Annotated in this window: 15 protein-coding genes; 9 read left to right on the plus strand and 6 right to left on the minus strand. The window is 29.8% G+C overall.

Annotated features, from left to right (window positions below):
- On the minus strand, positions 1–2,051 hold a 2,051-nt coding region (locus tag ABY298_RS05485; protein ID WP_372745005.1), incomplete at its 3' end, for a molybdopterin-dependent oxidoreductase.
- A 257-nt stretch (positions 2,052–2,308) separates the two neighbouring features.
- Between ABY298_RS05485 and ABY298_RS05490 the strand changes: the two genes are divergently transcribed.
- Positions 2,309–4,198 (plus strand): hypothetical protein, encoded by a 1,890-nt coding sequence (locus ABY298_RS05490; protein WP_372745006.1) that lies wholly within the window; start codon positions 2,309–2,311, stop codon positions 4,196–4,198.
- A gap of 52 nt (positions 4,199–4,250) precedes the next feature.
- Here ABY298_RS05490 and ABY298_RS05495 read toward each other — a convergent pair whose 3' ends face one another.
- The 5 genes from ABY298_RS05495 to ABY298_RS05515 all read right to left on the minus strand — a co-directional run bounded on the left by ABY298_RS05495 (position 4,251) and on the right by ABY298_RS05515 (position 8,019).
- Positions 4,251–4,670 (minus strand): DoxX family protein, encoded by a 420-nt coding sequence (locus ABY298_RS05495; RefSeq protein ID WP_372745007.1) that lies wholly within the window; start codon positions 4,668–4,670, stop codon positions 4,251–4,253.
- Between the two features lie 61 nt (positions 4,671–4,731).
- A complete protein-coding gene (locus tag ABY298_RS05500; protein ID WP_372745008.1) occupies positions 4,732–5,271 on the minus strand; it encodes a VOC family protein in 540 nt (179 codons plus the stop codon).
- A gap of 17 nt (positions 5,272–5,288) precedes the next feature.
- Positions 5,289–6,329 (minus strand): GMP reductase, encoded by a 1,041-nt coding sequence (locus tag ABY298_RS05505; protein ID WP_372745009.1) that lies wholly within the window; start codon positions 6,327–6,329, stop codon positions 5,289–5,291.
- An 18-nt stretch (positions 6,330–6,347) separates the two neighbouring features.
- Positions 6,348–7,262 (minus strand): bifunctional UDP-sugar hydrolase/5'-nucleotidase, encoded by a 915-nt coding sequence (locus ABY298_RS05510; RefSeq protein WP_372745010.1) that lies wholly within the window; start codon positions 7,260–7,262, stop codon positions 6,348–6,350.
- A gap of 4 nt (positions 7,263–7,266) precedes the next feature.
- A complete protein-coding gene (locus ABY298_RS05515) occupies positions 7,267–8,019 on the minus strand; it encodes a 5'-nucleotidase C-terminal domain-containing protein (protein ID WP_372745011.1) in 753 nt (250 codons plus the stop codon).
- A 52-nt stretch (positions 8,020–8,071) separates the two neighbouring features.
- Here ABY298_RS05515 and ABY298_RS05520 point away from each other — a divergent pair, with 52 nt between their 5' ends.
- From ABY298_RS05520 to recN, 8 genes are all read left to right on the plus strand, one after another.
- Positions 8,072–8,593 (plus strand): hypothetical protein, encoded by a 522-nt coding sequence (locus tag ABY298_RS05520; RefSeq protein WP_372745012.1) that lies wholly within the window; start codon positions 8,072–8,074, stop codon positions 8,591–8,593.
- On the plus strand, positions 8,593–9,468 hold the full coding sequence (dapA, locus tag ABY298_RS05525) for a 4-hydroxy-tetrahydrodipicolinate synthase (RefSeq protein WP_372745013.1): 876 nt from the start codon (positions 8,593–8,595) through the stop codon (positions 9,466–9,468). Before ABY298_RS05520 ends, dapA begins: the two co-directional genes overlap by 1 nt.
- Positions 9,469–9,502: 34 nt before the next feature.
- Positions 9,503–10,018, plus strand: coding sequence for a ferritin (locus tag ABY298_RS05530; RefSeq protein WP_372745014.1), 516 nt, complete (start codon positions 9,503–9,505; stop codon positions 10,016–10,018).
- Positions 10,019–10,137: 119 nt separating this feature from the next.
- Positions 10,138–10,965, plus strand: coding sequence for an outer membrane protein assembly factor BamD (locus ABY298_RS05535; protein WP_372745015.1), 828 nt, complete (start codon positions 10,138–10,140; stop codon positions 10,963–10,965).
- Positions 10,955–11,281: a DNA-directed RNA polymerase subunit omega gene (locus ABY298_RS05540; protein ID WP_372745016.1), complete on the plus strand. Its 327-nt coding sequence runs from the start codon at positions 10,955–10,957 to the stop codon at positions 11,279–11,281. The genes ABY298_RS05535 and ABY298_RS05540 overlap by 11 nt, the downstream gene beginning before the upstream one ends.
- A complete protein-coding gene (gene coaBC, locus ABY298_RS05545) occupies positions 11,282–12,484 on the plus strand; it encodes a bifunctional phosphopantothenoylcysteine decarboxylase/phosphopantothenate--cysteine ligase CoaBC (protein WP_372745017.1) in 1,203 nt (400 codons plus the stop codon). It abuts the gene before it with no gap.
- A gap of 7 nt (positions 12,485–12,491) precedes the next feature.
- A complete protein-coding gene (locus ABY298_RS05550) occupies positions 12,492–13,379 on the plus strand; it encodes a DUF4835 family protein (protein WP_372745018.1) in 888 nt (295 codons plus the stop codon).
- Between the two features lie 23 nt (positions 13,380–13,402).
- Positions 13,403–15,055 (plus strand): DNA repair protein RecN, encoded by a 1,653-nt coding sequence (gene recN / locus ABY298_RS05555; RefSeq protein ID WP_372745019.1) that lies wholly within the window; start codon positions 13,403–13,405, stop codon positions 15,053–15,055.
- Positions 15,056–15,106 lie beyond the last annotated feature (51 nt).

Genomic DNA, 15,106 nt, shown 5'->3' on the forward strand with positions numbered 1-15,106 from the left:
CGAACTCTTTCCGTAACTCTCACTTTTATAGAAAAGGTAGAAATAATGTCATCTTGATTTTTTAACCATACTTCTTGACCAGTTTTTAAACCAAGAATTTTAGATACTTTAGGGTTTACCCACAAGTTATTTTCACTTTTTAAATCGTTTAAATTAGGGTTGTTTGCAGTTCTACTAAAGGTGTGCATTGGAGCTCTACCGTAATTTAATCTGTAATAACCTTGTTCTGGTTCTGGGTGTTTTGTATACTTTGGCATTGGATCAAAACCTAAGTTTTTTAACTCATTTGAGTATAATTCAATTTTACCACTGTTTGTTGGAAATTCATAAGGCGCATTTTCATTTAAATACATTGGGCCAGATTTTCGCGGAAAATTTTTAACCCCAATTTTTTCCATTTCTTCAAATGAAGTTCCCATTTGTTGTAATTGCCATTCAATTACTTCTTTATAATCTGTATAATTAAAATAAGCACCAACACCCATTCTTTCTCCAATTTCTTTGGCAATCCACCAAGATGGTTTAGAATCGTATTTAGGAGCTACAGCAGGAAATCTTACAGCAATAGAAGGTTCTCTATTGGTTGCAGATCTAATTTCATCAAAACGTTCTAAATAAGTACATTCAGGTAAAACAACATCGGCATAACCTGTAACATCCATAGGCATTGTATCTATAACTACCATAAAATCTAACGCATCCATTGCTTCTTCAAGTAGTTTTCTTTGTGGAATTGACTTTGTAATATTAGTACCTGCTACTAACCAAGCTTTTACTGGGTATTTGTTTTCTGGGTTTGGAATAGAAGCTTTTATTACTTCTGATGTGATTCCCATTTGTGCTAAAGGATATTTAGCCCCAATTTCTTTCCAAGTCCATTTTGGATGTGGATATTCTGGTGAAGGAAACTCTGGAACTTTTATACTTTCTTTAAAATAGAATCCACCTCTACGTCCCCAAGATCCCAATAAAGCATTTAAAATAGCCATTGCTCTTGCTCTTTGAGAATCATCTCCGTACCAACTTACATGACGTCCAGGATGAACAATTACAGATGGAGAGGCATCTGCCATTTCTCTGGCAGTTTTTCTAATTTCATCGGGTTTAATTCCTGTAATTCCATAGGCCCATTCTGGAGTAAATGTACTTACATGGTCTTTTAATTCATTAAAACCCATAGCGTATTTTTCAATATATGCTTTGTCGTAAAGATTCTCATTAATTAAAACGTTCATCCAAGATAACATTAAAGCTATATCTGTTGCAGGTTTAATTGCTAGCCAGTATTTAGATTTACTTGCTGCAGTGGAAAAACGTGGATCTACAGTTATAATTGTAGCGCCATTATCAATAGCATCAGACATTTCTTGTACTTGACTATTGTGCATGTTCTCACCAATGTGTGAACCAATTAATACCAAACATTTAGTATCTCTAATATCGGTTGGTTCTGGTGATCCTATCCAAGATCCAAAAGTTAAACTAAATCCTGTTTCACGTGCACCTCTACACTGTGCGTAAGCAGGTTCAGCAACTGTTTCTGAACCAAATGCTTGGAATAAATGCTCTAAATGTTTTCCAGGAGCACCATGTTTTAATAAAGCAATAGATTCTGCACCATGGGTTTCTTTAATTGTTTTAAATTTAGTTGCAATTAAATCTAGTGCTTCTTCCCAGCTTGCTTCTTTAAATGTTTCTTCTCCGTTAATTGTGGTTCTAATTAAAGGTGTTTTTAATCGGTCTTCATCATTATACATTCCAACGCCACCTGTTCCTCTTGGGCACAAGCGTCCGTAGCAATGTGAATCATTTTCATTACCAATAATTTTTTTAATTGAACCTTCTTCGTCTGTATAAGTCCAAGCGGCGCACTTCCAAAAACAAACTTCGCAATAAGTGGCTGTTCTTTTAAAGGTTTTAGCAACATTTTCTTTTACTAATTCATCTAAATAAGAACTGGCACCAAACATTTTTAGTGCTGTTGTAGTTGCTGCTACACCTCCCAAACCTAAAGCAGAAATTTTTATAAATTTTCTTCTTGAAGTAGTCATAAGTTTAATTATTTATTATAGATGTAAAGATATTTACTGAACAAAGTTTAATGTATGATAAAAGTCATCAAATGCGTTTTCCGTCTAGTAACATTAGTTACATTAAATGTTTGGTAATCAATAAAATATATGTAACAAAAGTAACGTAAAACACATAAATAACTGAGAGGAAATATGTTACAGAATACTTAGCTGAAAATCTTAATTATTGTTGCTATTTAAAATCATGTAAATTTGTAAAACATTACAATTTTTACATGAAAAAAAGTGGACATTGGTATTTTTTAGGAATTATTTTTATAATAATTATTTTCCTGTTTATTTGGATAAAAGAAGGATCTCAAATTAATAGTGATGAAACTAAAGATTATGTTAAAATTGAGAACTCAACTAAAGAATCATGTTTAAGTTGTCATACAGATACAAAAGGATATTCTTCTTACCATAATCCCGAATTAATTGGCTGTGCAAGTTGTCATTTAGGAAATACCGCTTCTAATGATAAAGAGGAATCTCATAAAGGAATGATTTTAATTCCTGGAAATTTAGCGGATGCCAAAGAAACCTGTGGAAAATGTCACCCTAATGAACTATCAAAAATTGAAAATTCATTAATGACAACCAATAGCGGTATTGTAGCTGTTGATAAATATATTTTTGGAGAGGCAGATTCTCCTAATCATCAATATCATATTAAATTAATTAAGAATTCTGCATCTGATAAGCATTTAAGAGATTTATGTGCCAATTGCCATTTAGGTGCTGAGAAAAAAGAATTTGGACATATTACACAATTAAGTAGAGGAGGAGGTTGTAATGCGTGCCATTTAAATTATAGTGAAGATGCTAAAAAGGAATTAGAAATCTATTTAAATTCAGGTAAAAAAACTTTGCCTACTTTTCATCCGGCTACTAATATTTTTGTAAAAGATGAGCATTGTTTTGGTTGTCATAGTCGATCTAGTAGAATTTCAACCAATTATGAGGGTTGGCAAGAAACATTAATGGATGAAGAAGCTATTAAAGGTAAAAAAGGTTATAAAACTTTTGAAGATTTACGTATTTATAAGTTTATAGAAGAAGATGTGCATCATGCAAAAGGTTTATTATGTGTAGATTGTCATTCATCTCATGAAGTAATGGGTGATGGAAAAAAATATACCCACGAAGAGCAAGCGGTAAAATTACAATGTGCCGATTGTCATTTTAAAGGAAAGCCAAATACAATTCCGTATAGTAAGTTAGATGCAGAAAGTTTATTGGTTTTTTTACATAGAGATTACAAACATTCTGATAAACAAATAATTGCTGTTAAAAAAGATGGACATCCATTGGTAAATACATATTTGGATTCTGCAGGAAATGCTTTTTTAATTGGTAAAAAAGATGGAAAAATACACAAAATAAATCCTCAATCCGAAGTTTGTTCGAGAGATAATGCGCATAAAAATGTAAGTTGTGCTACGTGCCATTCTTCGTGGACTTCGCGTTGTATTGGTTGCCATAATCAGTTTGATAAAAATGAAACTCGTGCTTTTGATTTATTAGATAAAAAGTTTGTAAAAGGACAGTGGAAGGAACATGTCGCAGAATTTTCTTCGTCATTGCCAGCTATGGGAGTTAGAGAGAACTCCGAAGGAAAGCATATTGAGCCTGCAGTTCCTGGAATGATTTTAACTATTGATAAAGGAAGTTATGCCGGGAAAAGAATAGGCGAAGATGTTTCTTTTCATAGATTATATGCGCCAAATTCGCCGCATACAACTATTTCAAAAGCAAGAGATTGCAAAAGTTGCCATTCAAATGCGGCAACTTTAGGTTATGGAAAAGGAGAATTGAATTATATAATTAAAGCAGGAAAAGGAACTTGGGAGTTTACACCTGAATATGCCCAAAATCCGAATGATAATTTGCCTGAAGATGCTTGGGTTCCATTTTTAAAACCTGTTAAAAAGGGTGTTGTAAATTCAACTAGAACAGATTTTAGACCTTTTACAGTAAAAGAACAACAACAATTATTACTAGTTGGAGCTTGTTTACAATGCCATAAAGACAATTCTAAAGTAATGCAGCAAAGTTTAATTAATGGAATTCAACCACTATTAAAAAAACTTAACCAAAAGTGTATTTTACCAACTTGGAATTAATATAATTTTTAAATAAATAAAGTTAAATTGTTTTTTTTTGTTGGGTTATAATTTAGGTTTCTATATTATTTCCCTTTAAGTATTTATAGGGGAAAAGTTTATTAACTAAAGGAATTTTTTTTCTTTGAGTCCAAGTTACTATTCCACTTAAAATAAATACGAGTAAGGCCGTATAAAATAATAATCCGTTATCATTATTAATTTCTATCCCTAAAATTGTTATGTGCATTAAAATTGCTCCGCTAATAATTCCAAACGTTAATAAAGCTCCAACCCAAATTGTTTTTGGAAATAGAATTAATAAAGCAGCACATAGTTCTAAAATACCTATTGAGATTCTTCCAAAAGGTTCTAATCCAACGGTAGAAAATATATAAACACTATCTGGATGCGCGGTAAATTTAAAACGAAGTGTTTGTAGTAATACTACTGAAATTACGATTCTAAAAATTAATAGGATGTGTTTTTTCATGAAAAAAACTTTCTCAATTGGTCGAGAAAGTTTTTTAAAATTACATGAGTTTAGCTTAAGTTTATTTTGTTGTTGGACCTCCCATTTTGGCAAAAAAACTATCAACGGGTTCCCATAGTTCAATTTTAGTTCCTTCTAAATCTATAAGATGAACAAATTTTCCGTATTCATATTCTTGAATTGAATCTAAAATTTTAACGCCGTTCTTTTTAAGGTTTCGAACTAAACCTTCTATATTTTGAACACGATAATTTATCATAAAATCTTTATCAGAAGGCGCAATAAAATCTGACTTTTCATCAAAAGGACTCCATCTTAAATAGTTAATATCTTTTGGATTATTAGCGTTTCTAAATTCAAAAGGCGATCCATAATCATCTATTGCTAAACCTAAATTTTTACCGTACCATTCATTTAGTTCTTTTGGATTTTTAGATCTAAAAAAGATTCCGCCAATACCGGTAACTTTGGGTGTGGTATCTTTTAAAACAATTGTGTTCTCTTGTTCAGAATTTATTTTAGATTCTTTATCTTTTACAGTTGTACTATTACAGCTTATAAATAAAATTAGAAATACAATTATTTTTAAAAAGTTTAGCATATCATTTAACTACAAAATTATTTAGAAAACACCTCGTTATGTTGTTCTTGAACTCTAATAAATGTGGTTCTTTTTGTTAATTCTTTTAATCTATTTGCACCAACATAAGTACAAGTAGATCGCAATCCGCCTAAAATATCTTGCAGAGAATTTTCAACAGAACCTCTGTATGGAATTTCAACCGTTTTACCTTCAGAAGCTCTATATTCAGCAACGCCACCAACGTGTTTGTTCATAGCGGTTTCTGAACTCATTCCATAAAATTGTTTAAATTTTTCACCATTAATTTCAATAGTTTTTCCACCGCTTTCAGTATGTCCGGCTAACATTCCACCTAACATTACAAAATCTGCGCCACCTCCAAAAGCTTTTGCAATATCACCAGGAACTTTGCATCCACCATCAGAAACTATTTGTCCACCCAATCCGTGAGCAGCATCGGCACATTCTATAATTGCAGAGAGTTGCGGATAACCAACACCAGTTTTTACGCGTGTTGTGCAAACAGAACCTGGTCCAATGCCAACTTTAATAATATCTGCACCAGCTAATAATAGTTCTTCAACCATTTCACCTGTTACAACGTTTCCAGCTAAAATTACTTTATTGGGGTATTGATCTCTTGTTTTTTTTACAAAGTTTACAAAATGTTCAGAATAGCCATTAGCAACATCAATACAAATAAATTTTAATTGAGGGTTTTTACTAAAAATTGCGGCAATTTTTTTTGAATCATCTGCACCAGTTCCTGTGCTAACTGCTATATGGTCTGAAATTTCTTTTGGTGCAGTAGCCATAAAAGTATTCCATTCTTTTAATGAATAATGTTTGTGAATTGCAGTAAATAATTTATGGTTTGCAAGGGCGGTTGCCATTTCAAAAGTACCAACGGTATCCATATTTGCAGCCATAATAGGAACGCCTGTCCATTGATGATTGCTGTGTAAAAAAGAAAAAGTTCTATCTAAAGTTACTTGTGATCTAGAACTTAAGGTTGAACGTTTTGGACGAATCATTACATCTTTAAATCCTAATTTTAAATCTTGCTCTATGCGCATTGTTTATTTTATATTTATTTATACAATTATACTTTTTCCTTTACTTTCAATATTTTTATCGTCGTCAAAATAAAAATCTATTCTACCTAAATTTAAACCATAACAACCAACTTGGTTTACAAGCACATTTTCACCAACAATATTTTTAGTTACTGTTGGCTTTGGTAAAAAAGTGTGAGTGTGGCCACCAATAATTAAGTCAATATCTTTAGTTTTTGCTGCTAATTCTAGGTCGCTTATTTTATTTTCTTCTTTTTTGTAATGATATCCTAAATGCGATAGGCAAATTATTAAATCGCAATTTTCTTCTTCATTTAAAATTCTGCTCATTTCACGTGCGGTTTCAACCGGATCTTTATAAACAGTTTCTTTATACATTCTTGGATCAACTAAGCCTTTTAACTCAATACCTAAACCAAAAACTCCAATTTTTATATCGTTTTTAATAAAAACTTTATACGGTTTTATGTGAGTGTCTAATACGGTATTTTTAAAATCGTAATTGGCTGAAAGAAAATCAAATTTTGCGTGAGGAAGCTGTGCATATAATCCTTCAATTCCGTTATCAAAATCATGATTTCCAATGGTTGCTGCATCATATTGCAACATACTCATTAGTTTAAATTCTAACTCACCACCATAAAAATTAAAATAAGGCGTTCCTTGAAAAATATCTCCAGCATCTAATAATAATGTATGCGGGTTTTCTTTTCTAATGTTATCAACCAATGTAGCTCTTCTAGCTATTCCACCAAGGTTTGGATATTTATAATGAGTACTTTCAAAAGGTTCTATGTGGCTGTGAACATCATTGGTATGTAATATTGTAATGTGCTTTTTATAAGATGATGTAAATGATTGTAATGGTAAACCACCTAAGGTTAATAAGGCTGTTGCTGCACTTGTTTTTTTAATAAAATTTCTTCTTTTCATAATCTTATTTTTCTTTCATAAATCTTCCATCTAAAGAAACTTTAATGGTATCATTTTCTTTAAAATAATCTATTATTACATTTCTTACTTTGTAGTCTAAATTATAACTGCTAACAGAATTTTTGAAAAAATTCATATTATCACCACCATTTTGTAAATAATCTGAAGTTAGTACAAAATAAGTTTTGTTTTTATCTAAAGGTTTATTGTTAATTTTTAAGGTGTAACCTTTTTTAGTAATTACTAAATTAAATTGTTTAGAAAGCGGATGCGCTTTGTTTTCGGTAATTAAATAGTTTATTAACTCTTCAATATTTTTTGAAGTAAGCTCTAAAACTACCAAACTATTTTCAAAAGGCATTAAATTAAAAGCGTTTTGTGTTGTAATATTTCCTTGCGTAATTCCAGCTCTAATTCCACCATAATTAAACATTGCAAAGTCAATATTTTTACCTGTTCTACTGTTAAAAATCGGATTTCCCTTTAAATAACATAAATCAGCCATTAAATTTCCTAAAGAACTTTCTAATTCACCGTCTGTTCTAACTAAATTAATAGGGGTATAACTTAGTACATTATTCATTTCTTTATCAACACTTTCTTTATAAGGTTTTATAAAGTCTTCAATTTCTTTTTTAGGTTTAATTGCTTCAGTAATAGGAAGTTGTTTCCCTTCAATTTTTGTTATAAAAGGCGGGTCACTTTTACAACTTGCGGCTATGTAAATTATAAAAATGTAAATAATAAATTTTTTCATTGTTGATATACTAATGATTTTAATTAATTTTGTCAATCAATCGTAAATATAGATGATTTTTACAGGATTTAAACGAAAAAGCAATCAAATTTTTTTTAGAAAAAATTGGCAAGAACTTCTTGAAAAGTCAAGTATTGACTCAGAAGGAAGTATAAGTAATGTGCTTATTATTGTAAACAGCGAGTTAGAAAAGGAAACAATTGAAAAAGAACTGTTTGAACTTTTTAAGCTACCTAAAGTTACTATAGATACAATTATATTTCAGCAAAAAGCCAAGAAAGACCAAAAAGGAAAAGGAATTATTTTTGCAAAAGATTTTGGTTGGAACGGAACTGTACCTTTAAATAAAATAGAAAATATTTTAACAAAAAAATACGATTTGTTAATAAACTATAGTAAAGTTGACTCGGTATATGTGAACTTATTAAGTTTGCATTGTAAAGTTGCTTTTAGAGTTGGTTTTGGCCATTTAAACAAACATTTGTACAATTTTATTGTTAAGTGTGAGCCAGAAGAATTAAGTATATTTCACAACGAGTTAATAAAATATTTAAAGATTTTAAAGAAGTTATAATGAAGGAATTATTAGGAACTGGAGTAGCGTTGGTAACGCCATTTAATAATGATAAATCGGTAGATTTTGAAGGATTAAAACGGTTGGTAAATTTCCAAATAGATAATGGTGTAAATTACTTAGTAGTTTTAGGTACTACAGGAGAACCTGCAACATTAACATTGCAAGAAAAAGAGCAAGTTAAAAAAACAGTAATTGAGGCAAATAATGGAAGATTGCCACTAGTAATTGGAATTGGAGGAAATAATACAATGGCAGTTGTAAACGAAATTAAATCCACCGATTTGTCTGCTTTTTGTGCAATACTTTCAGTATCTCCATACTATAATAAACCATCTCAAGAAGGTATATATCAACATTTTAAAGCTATTTCAGAAGCAAGTCCTTTACCAATAATTTTATATAACGTACCAGGAAGAACAGGTCGTAATTTTGAACCAAAAACAATTTTACGTTTAGCAAACGATTTTGAGAATATTGTTGCCATAAAAGAAGCTGCTGGAGATATGGTGCAGGCAATGCGAATATTACAACATAAACCAAAAAACTTTATGGTAATTTCGGGTGATGATATGATTGCTTTACCTATAACGTTGGCTGGTGGTTCTGGTGTAATTTCGGTAATAGCGCAAGGTTTACCAAAAGATTTTTCAGAAATGATTCAGCTTGGGTTAAATGGTAATATTGAAAAAGCCAATGCCTTACAATTTAAAATAATGGATAGTATAGATTATATTTTTGAAGAATGTAATCCGTCAGGTATAAAAGCAATGTTAAAAGCCTTAAATGTTTGTTCAGAAAATGTTCGTTTACCTTTAGTGGAAGCTTCAGATGATTTACAACAAAAAATTAATAACTTTGTAATTAATTACTAATCAATTTTTTTAATCATTTTAAAACTTTAAAGATATGTTATCAGAAAGAATGCAAAAAGCGCTAAACAATCAAATTAAAATTGAAGCGGAATCGTCACAAATATATTTAGCAATGGCTTCTTGGGCAGAAGGAAAAGGATTGGAAGGAATTTCCCAGTTTATGTACGGACAATCTGATGAAGAACGTATGCATATGTTAAAAATGTTTAAATATATAAATGAAAGAGGTGGTAGCGCAGTTGTTTCTGAATTAAGTAAACCAGCTTCTGAATTTGGATCTATAAAAGAAATGTTTAAAACATTGTTTAAACACGAAGTTTTTGTATCTCAAAGTATTAATGAATTGGTTCATATATCATTAGAAGATAAGGATTATGCAACACATAACTTTTTACAATGGTATGTTGCTGAACAAATAGAAGAAGAAGCACAAGCACGTACAATTTTAGATAAAATAAACTTAATTGGAGATGATAAAGGTGGTTTATATTTATTTGATAATGATATAAAACAACTTACAGTTGTTAGTTCTGTAATGCCAGGCGCATAACAATTAACAAACAATTAAGATTCTTAAGCAATATATAATGTAAAAGCGAGTTATTTTTGTGGATTATTGAAGTAAAAAAATCATTTTAATAATCCATAATAAATAACTAATTTTGCCAAATGCAAAAAAATAAAATTTTAAGTTTCATTTTATTAGTCGCTATAAGCATTACGTCTTGTAGTGAATACCAAAAAGTATTGAATAAAGGTACAGTAGAAGACCAGTATAAAATGGCAACAGAACTATACGAAGCTCAAAAGTACAGTAAAGCTATTCAATTATTCGAAAAAATCACGCCAAGTTACAGAGGTAAACCTCAAATGGAACGTATACAATATATGGTGGCACAAGCACATTATAATACGCAACAATATAGTTTAGCTGCCTATTATTTTGATAAATTTGTGAAAAATTACCCTAAAAGTTCTAAATTAGAAGAAGCCTCATATCTTTCAGCACATAGCTACTATTTAGCTTCTCCAGTTTATAGCTTAGATCAAAAAGATACTAATGAAGCTATAAATGCATTACAAAATTTCTTATATAAATTTCCAGATTCTGAACATTCTACAGATGCCAATAAAAATATAAAGGAATTAACATTTAAATTAGAAACAAAATCTTTTGAAATAGCAAAACAATACTATCATACAGAAGATTATATTTCTGCTATTCAGGCATTTGACAATTTATTAGAGGATTATTTAGGAACATCATACAAAGAAGATGCGTACTATTTAAAATTTAAATCTTCTTATGAATTAGCAGTAAATAGTTTTTTTATTAAAAAAGAGCAAAGAATAAAAGATGCTATAAAAGCGCACGAAAAATTTAAAAGGAATTTTCCAAACTCTGAATATTTAAAAGAAACGGAACAATTATTAATTAATTTAAATGAAGAGCAAAACTCTTTATCGGTTATAAAAACTCAAACTAATGGAATATAAAAACACAAAAGCAGCAACTTCTACAATTACTTATGATAAAAATAAGATTGAAGCTCAAACAGATAATATTTATGAAGCTATTACAATTATAGCTAAAAGAGCCGAGCAAATTAGTGGTGATTTAAAAAATGAACTAATTGAAAAATTAGAAGAGTTTGCTACATATACGGATAGTTTAGATGAAGTTTTTGAAAACAAAGAACAAATAGAGGTTTCAAAATTTTACGAAAAATTACCAAAACCAACTGCAATTGCAGTACAAGAATGGTTAGAAGGTAAAGTATACTATAGAAACCCTGAAGAAACACAAAAATAAATGTCAGTTTTAAGCGGTAAAAACATACTATTAGGAGTAACTGCTGGTATTGCTGCTTATAAAACTGCCCATTTGGTCAGACTTTTTATAAAAGCAGGTGCAAACGTTAAAGTAGTTATGACACCTGCTTCTAAAGATTTTGTAACTCCTTTAACATTAGCAACACTTTCCCAAAATCCAGTATATTCAACTTTTTTTGAAAAAGGAGATAATGAAACGGAAGAATGGAATAGCCACGTAGAATTAGGTTTATGGGCCGATTTAATGGTTGTTGCTCCAGCTACAGCAAATACCTTATCTAAAATGGCTAATGGTGTTTGCGATAATTTATTATTAGCTACCTATTTATCGGCAAAAAGTAAGGTGTATTTTGCGCCAGCAATGGATTTGGATATGTATAAACATCCAACAACTAAGCAAAGTATAGAAAAATTACAAAGCTTCGGAAATACTTTTATTCCACCTTCAACAGGTTTTCTAGCAAGTGGTTTAGAAGGTGAAGGAAGAATGGAAGAACCCGAAAATATAGTGTTATTTATTGAAAATGACCTTATAAAAGGATTGCCTCTTTATCAAAAAAAAGTGGTAATAACTGCTGGTCCAACATACGAAGCTATTGATCCGGTTCGTTTTATAGGAAATCATTCATCAGGAAAAATGGGGTTTGAATTGGCTAAAACTGCAGCAAATTTAGGTGCAGAAGTTTATTTAATTACCGGACCTTCTAATGAAAAAGTTTCCAATAATTTAATTCATAGAATAGATGTTGTAAGTGCAGAAGATATGTACAATGAAGTACATAAGTACTATAAAACTTGTAATATAGCAATATGTTCAGCAGCTGTGGCAGATTATAAACCAAAAAATATTGCTGAGAATAAAATTAAAAAATCTACCGATACTATTTCAATAGAATTGGTAAAAACACATGATATTTTATCATCTTTAGGAGCCAATAAAAAAGATCAATATTTAATTGGTTTTGCTTTAGAAACCGAAAATGAAATTGAAAACGCTAAAAGTAAATTAAAGAAAAAGAATTTAGACTTAATAGTTCTAAACTCTTTAAATGACAAGGGAGCGGGTTTTAAAAAAGAAACAAATAAAATAACAATACTAGATAAATTTGAAAAAATTTCTGAATTTAGTTTAAAATCTAAAGCAGAAGTAGCATCAGATATATTTAATCATATATTAAATTAAGGGTATAATGTTAAGGGTTATTAAAATTATTGTTGTTTTATTTTCGGTAATGCAGTTAAATGCACAAGAATTAAATTGCACAATTAGTATAAATGCTGATAAAATTCCAGGTTCTAATAAAAATATTTTTAAAACCTTAGAATCATCATTAAACGAATTTGTAAATTTAAAACAATGGTCAAGTTTTAATTTTAAACCTCAAGAACGTATTAGTTGTAATTATACAATTACAATTTTAGAGCAATCTGGAAATGATTTTAAAGGTCATATTCAAATTCAGTCTTCGCGCCCGGTATTTAATTCAAGTTATTTATCACCAGTTTTTAATTTTAAAGACGATAATTTTTCATTTCAATATACAGAATATGAAAATATACAATTTAACCAAAACTCATTCGAATCTAATTTAGTTTCAGTTATATCGTTTTACAACTATATTATTTTAGGAATGGATGCAGATACATTTGCTTTAAATGGTGGAACAGGTTATTTTTCTATGGCACAAAATGTGCTATCTCAAGCACAACAAAGTGGTTATGTTGGTTGGAATCAGAACGATGGGACCAAAACTAGGTTTACGCTAATAGATAATATTTTATCTCCTACGTATAGTAAATTTAGAAACGTAATGTATCAATACCATAGAGATGGTTTAGATATTATGAGTAGCCAGGCTAAAAAAGCAAAAGAAAATATTGGCGAATCTATTTTAGTTTTAAAATCTATGTATGATTCCAGACCTAATGCTTTTTTACTACGTGTTTTTATGGATGCAAAAGCAGATGAAATTACAAATATTTTTTCTGACGGTCCAAGATATGATACTTCTAAATTGAAGGAAAACTTGTTGAAAATTTCACCATTGAATGCTTCAAAGTGGGAAGAAATTAAGTAAATTGCTTAAAAATTTAAAAACAAGTGCTTACAAATCTTTCTATAAAAAATTATGCGTTAATTGAAAGTCTTTCAGTTAATTTTAAAGATAATTTATCTATTATAACCGGTGAAACTGGGGCTGGTAAATCTATTTTATTAGGTGCATTAGGATTAGTATTAGGAAAAAGAGCCGATTCAGGCACGTTAAAAGATACTACAACTAAGTGTATAATTGAAGCGCAGTTTTCAATTGGAAATTACAAGCTAGAATCTTTTTTTGCTGAAAATGATATTGATTTTGAAAAGGAGACAATTATAAGAAGAGAAATTTTACCAAATGGTAAATCCAGAGCTTTTATAAATGATACTCCAACCACCTTACAAATTTTATTAGGGTTAAGTGAATTGTTAATAGATGTACATTCGCAACACCAAACTTTAGAATTGGCTGATGTAAATTTTCAGTTTCATATAATAGATGCATTGGCTAAAAATTCCGCAAAAATTGAATCGTACAAAAGAGGTTTGGTATTGTTTAATAAATTAAATAAGGAATTAAATAAGCTAAAAAAAGATCAAGAAGTTGCAAAGGAGCAATACGAATATAATTTACATTTATTTAATGAATTAAACCTGGCAAAATTTGTTGTTGATGAGCAAGAAGTTATTGAGCAGAGTTTAGATAAATTAAATAATATTGAAGAAATTAAGTTAAATCTTTCCGAAGCTCAAGCAATTGGCTTAAATGAAGAAGTTGGCGTACAATCTTTACTAATTGCTTTTACTCAAAATTTAAACAAAATTACTAGCTATTCTCCTGAATATAAAGAGTTATATGATAGAGCTTTAGCTGTTAAAATTGAATTTGATGATATTGCCTCAGAAATTGAAAATTTAAATGAAAACGTAGATTTTGACGCTTCAGAATTAGAAAAATTAAATGATAGGTTACAACTTATTTATAACCTTCAAAAAAAGCATAACGTACAAACAATTGCTGAATTATTAGAAATACAAGAAGCGTTATCGGTAAAAGTTGATGCAGTTCAAAATTCTTCATCTACAATTAAAGCAAAAGAAAAAGAAGTTAAAGAAGTTGCTGAAAAAATAGATGTTTTAGCAAAAACTATTTTTGTTGAAAGAGAAAAAGCAATTCCAGTATTAATTGAAAAGTTAGAAACATCCTTAGCAAATTTAGGAATGGAAAACACTCGTTTTTCAATTAAAATTAAGCATAGCAATCAATATTATCAAAACGGTAAAGATGAATTGCAATTACTTATTTCAGCAAATAAAGGCGCTAATTTTGGAGAACTTAAAAAAGTAGCTTCTGGAGGTGAAATGTCTAGAATTATGTTAACCGTAAAAGCAATTTTATCGGAATATTTAAAGTTACCAACCATTATTTTTGATGAAATTGACACAGGTGTTTCTGGAGATGTTTCGCAAAAAATGGCAGATATTATGCAGCAAATGAGCGATAATATGCAGGTGATTACAATTACACATTTACCTCAAATTGCTGCAAAAGGCAAACAACATTATAAAGTTTATAAAGAAGATATAGATAATAATATAGTAACTCAGTTGAAAAAACTAACTGAAAATGAGCGCGTTAATGAAATTGCAGAAATGTTAGGTGGTAAAAATATTACTTCTACTGCAATTGAACATGCAAAGCAGTTATTAAACTAAGAATTTACTATATTTGCCACTGAAAATTATAATTAACAAACAACCAATTAT

This window comes from Lutibacter sp. (assembly GCF_041596795.1).
In the GTDB taxonomy this organism is placed as follows: domain Bacteria; phylum Bacteroidota; class Bacteroidia; order Flavobacteriales; family Flavobacteriaceae; genus Lutibacter.

Bases quoted from the DNA above. Each gene is read 5' to 3' on its own strand.
- ABY298_RS05490 (WP_372745006.1), top strand. From the start codon at position 2,309: ATGAAAAAAAGTGGACATTGGTATTTTTTAGGAATTATTTTTATAATA.
- ABY298_RS05500 (WP_372745008.1), bottom strand. From the start codon at position 5,271: ATGCTAAACTTTTTAAAAATAATTGTATTTCTAATTTTATTTATAAGC.
- dapA (WP_372745013.1), top strand. From the start codon at position 8,593: ATGAAGGAATTATTAGGAACTGGAGTAGCGTTGGTAACGCCATTTAAT.
- ABY298_RS05540 (WP_372745016.1), top strand. From the start codon at position 10,955: ATGGAATATAAAAACACAAAAGCAGCAACTTCTACAATTACTTATGAT.
- ABY298_RS05530 (WP_372745014.1), top strand. From the start codon at position 9,503: ATGTTATCAGAAAGAATGCAAAAAGCGCTAAACAATCAAATTAAAATT.
- coaBC (WP_372745017.1), top strand. From the start codon at position 11,282: ATGTCAGTTTTAAGCGGTAAAAACATACTATTAGGAGTAACTGCTGGT.
- ABY298_RS05505 (WP_372745009.1), bottom strand. From the start codon at position 6,329: ATGCGCATAGAGCAAGATTTAAAATTAGGATTTAAAGATGTAATGATT.
- ABY298_RS05495 (WP_372745007.1), bottom strand. From the start codon at position 4,670: ATGAAAAAACACATCCTATTAATTTTTAGAATCGTAATTTCAGTAGTA.
- ABY298_RS05515 (WP_372745011.1), bottom strand. From the start codon at position 8,019: ATGAAAAAATTTATTATTTACATTTTTATAATTTACATAGCCGCAAGT.
- ABY298_RS05510 (WP_372745010.1), bottom strand. From the start codon at position 7,262: ATGAAAAGAAGAAATTTTATTAAAAAAACAAGTGCAGCAACAGCCTTA.
- ABY298_RS05550 (WP_372745018.1), top strand. From the start codon at position 12,492: ATGTTAAGGGTTATTAAAATTATTGTTGTTTTATTTTCGGTAATGCAG.
- ABY298_RS05520 (WP_372745012.1), top strand. From the start codon at position 8,072: ATGATTTTTACAGGATTTAAACGAAAAAGCAATCAAATTTTTTTTAGA.
- ABY298_RS05535 (WP_372745015.1), top strand. From the start codon at position 10,138: ATGCAAAAAAATAAAATTTTAAGTTTCATTTTATTAGTCGCTATAAGC.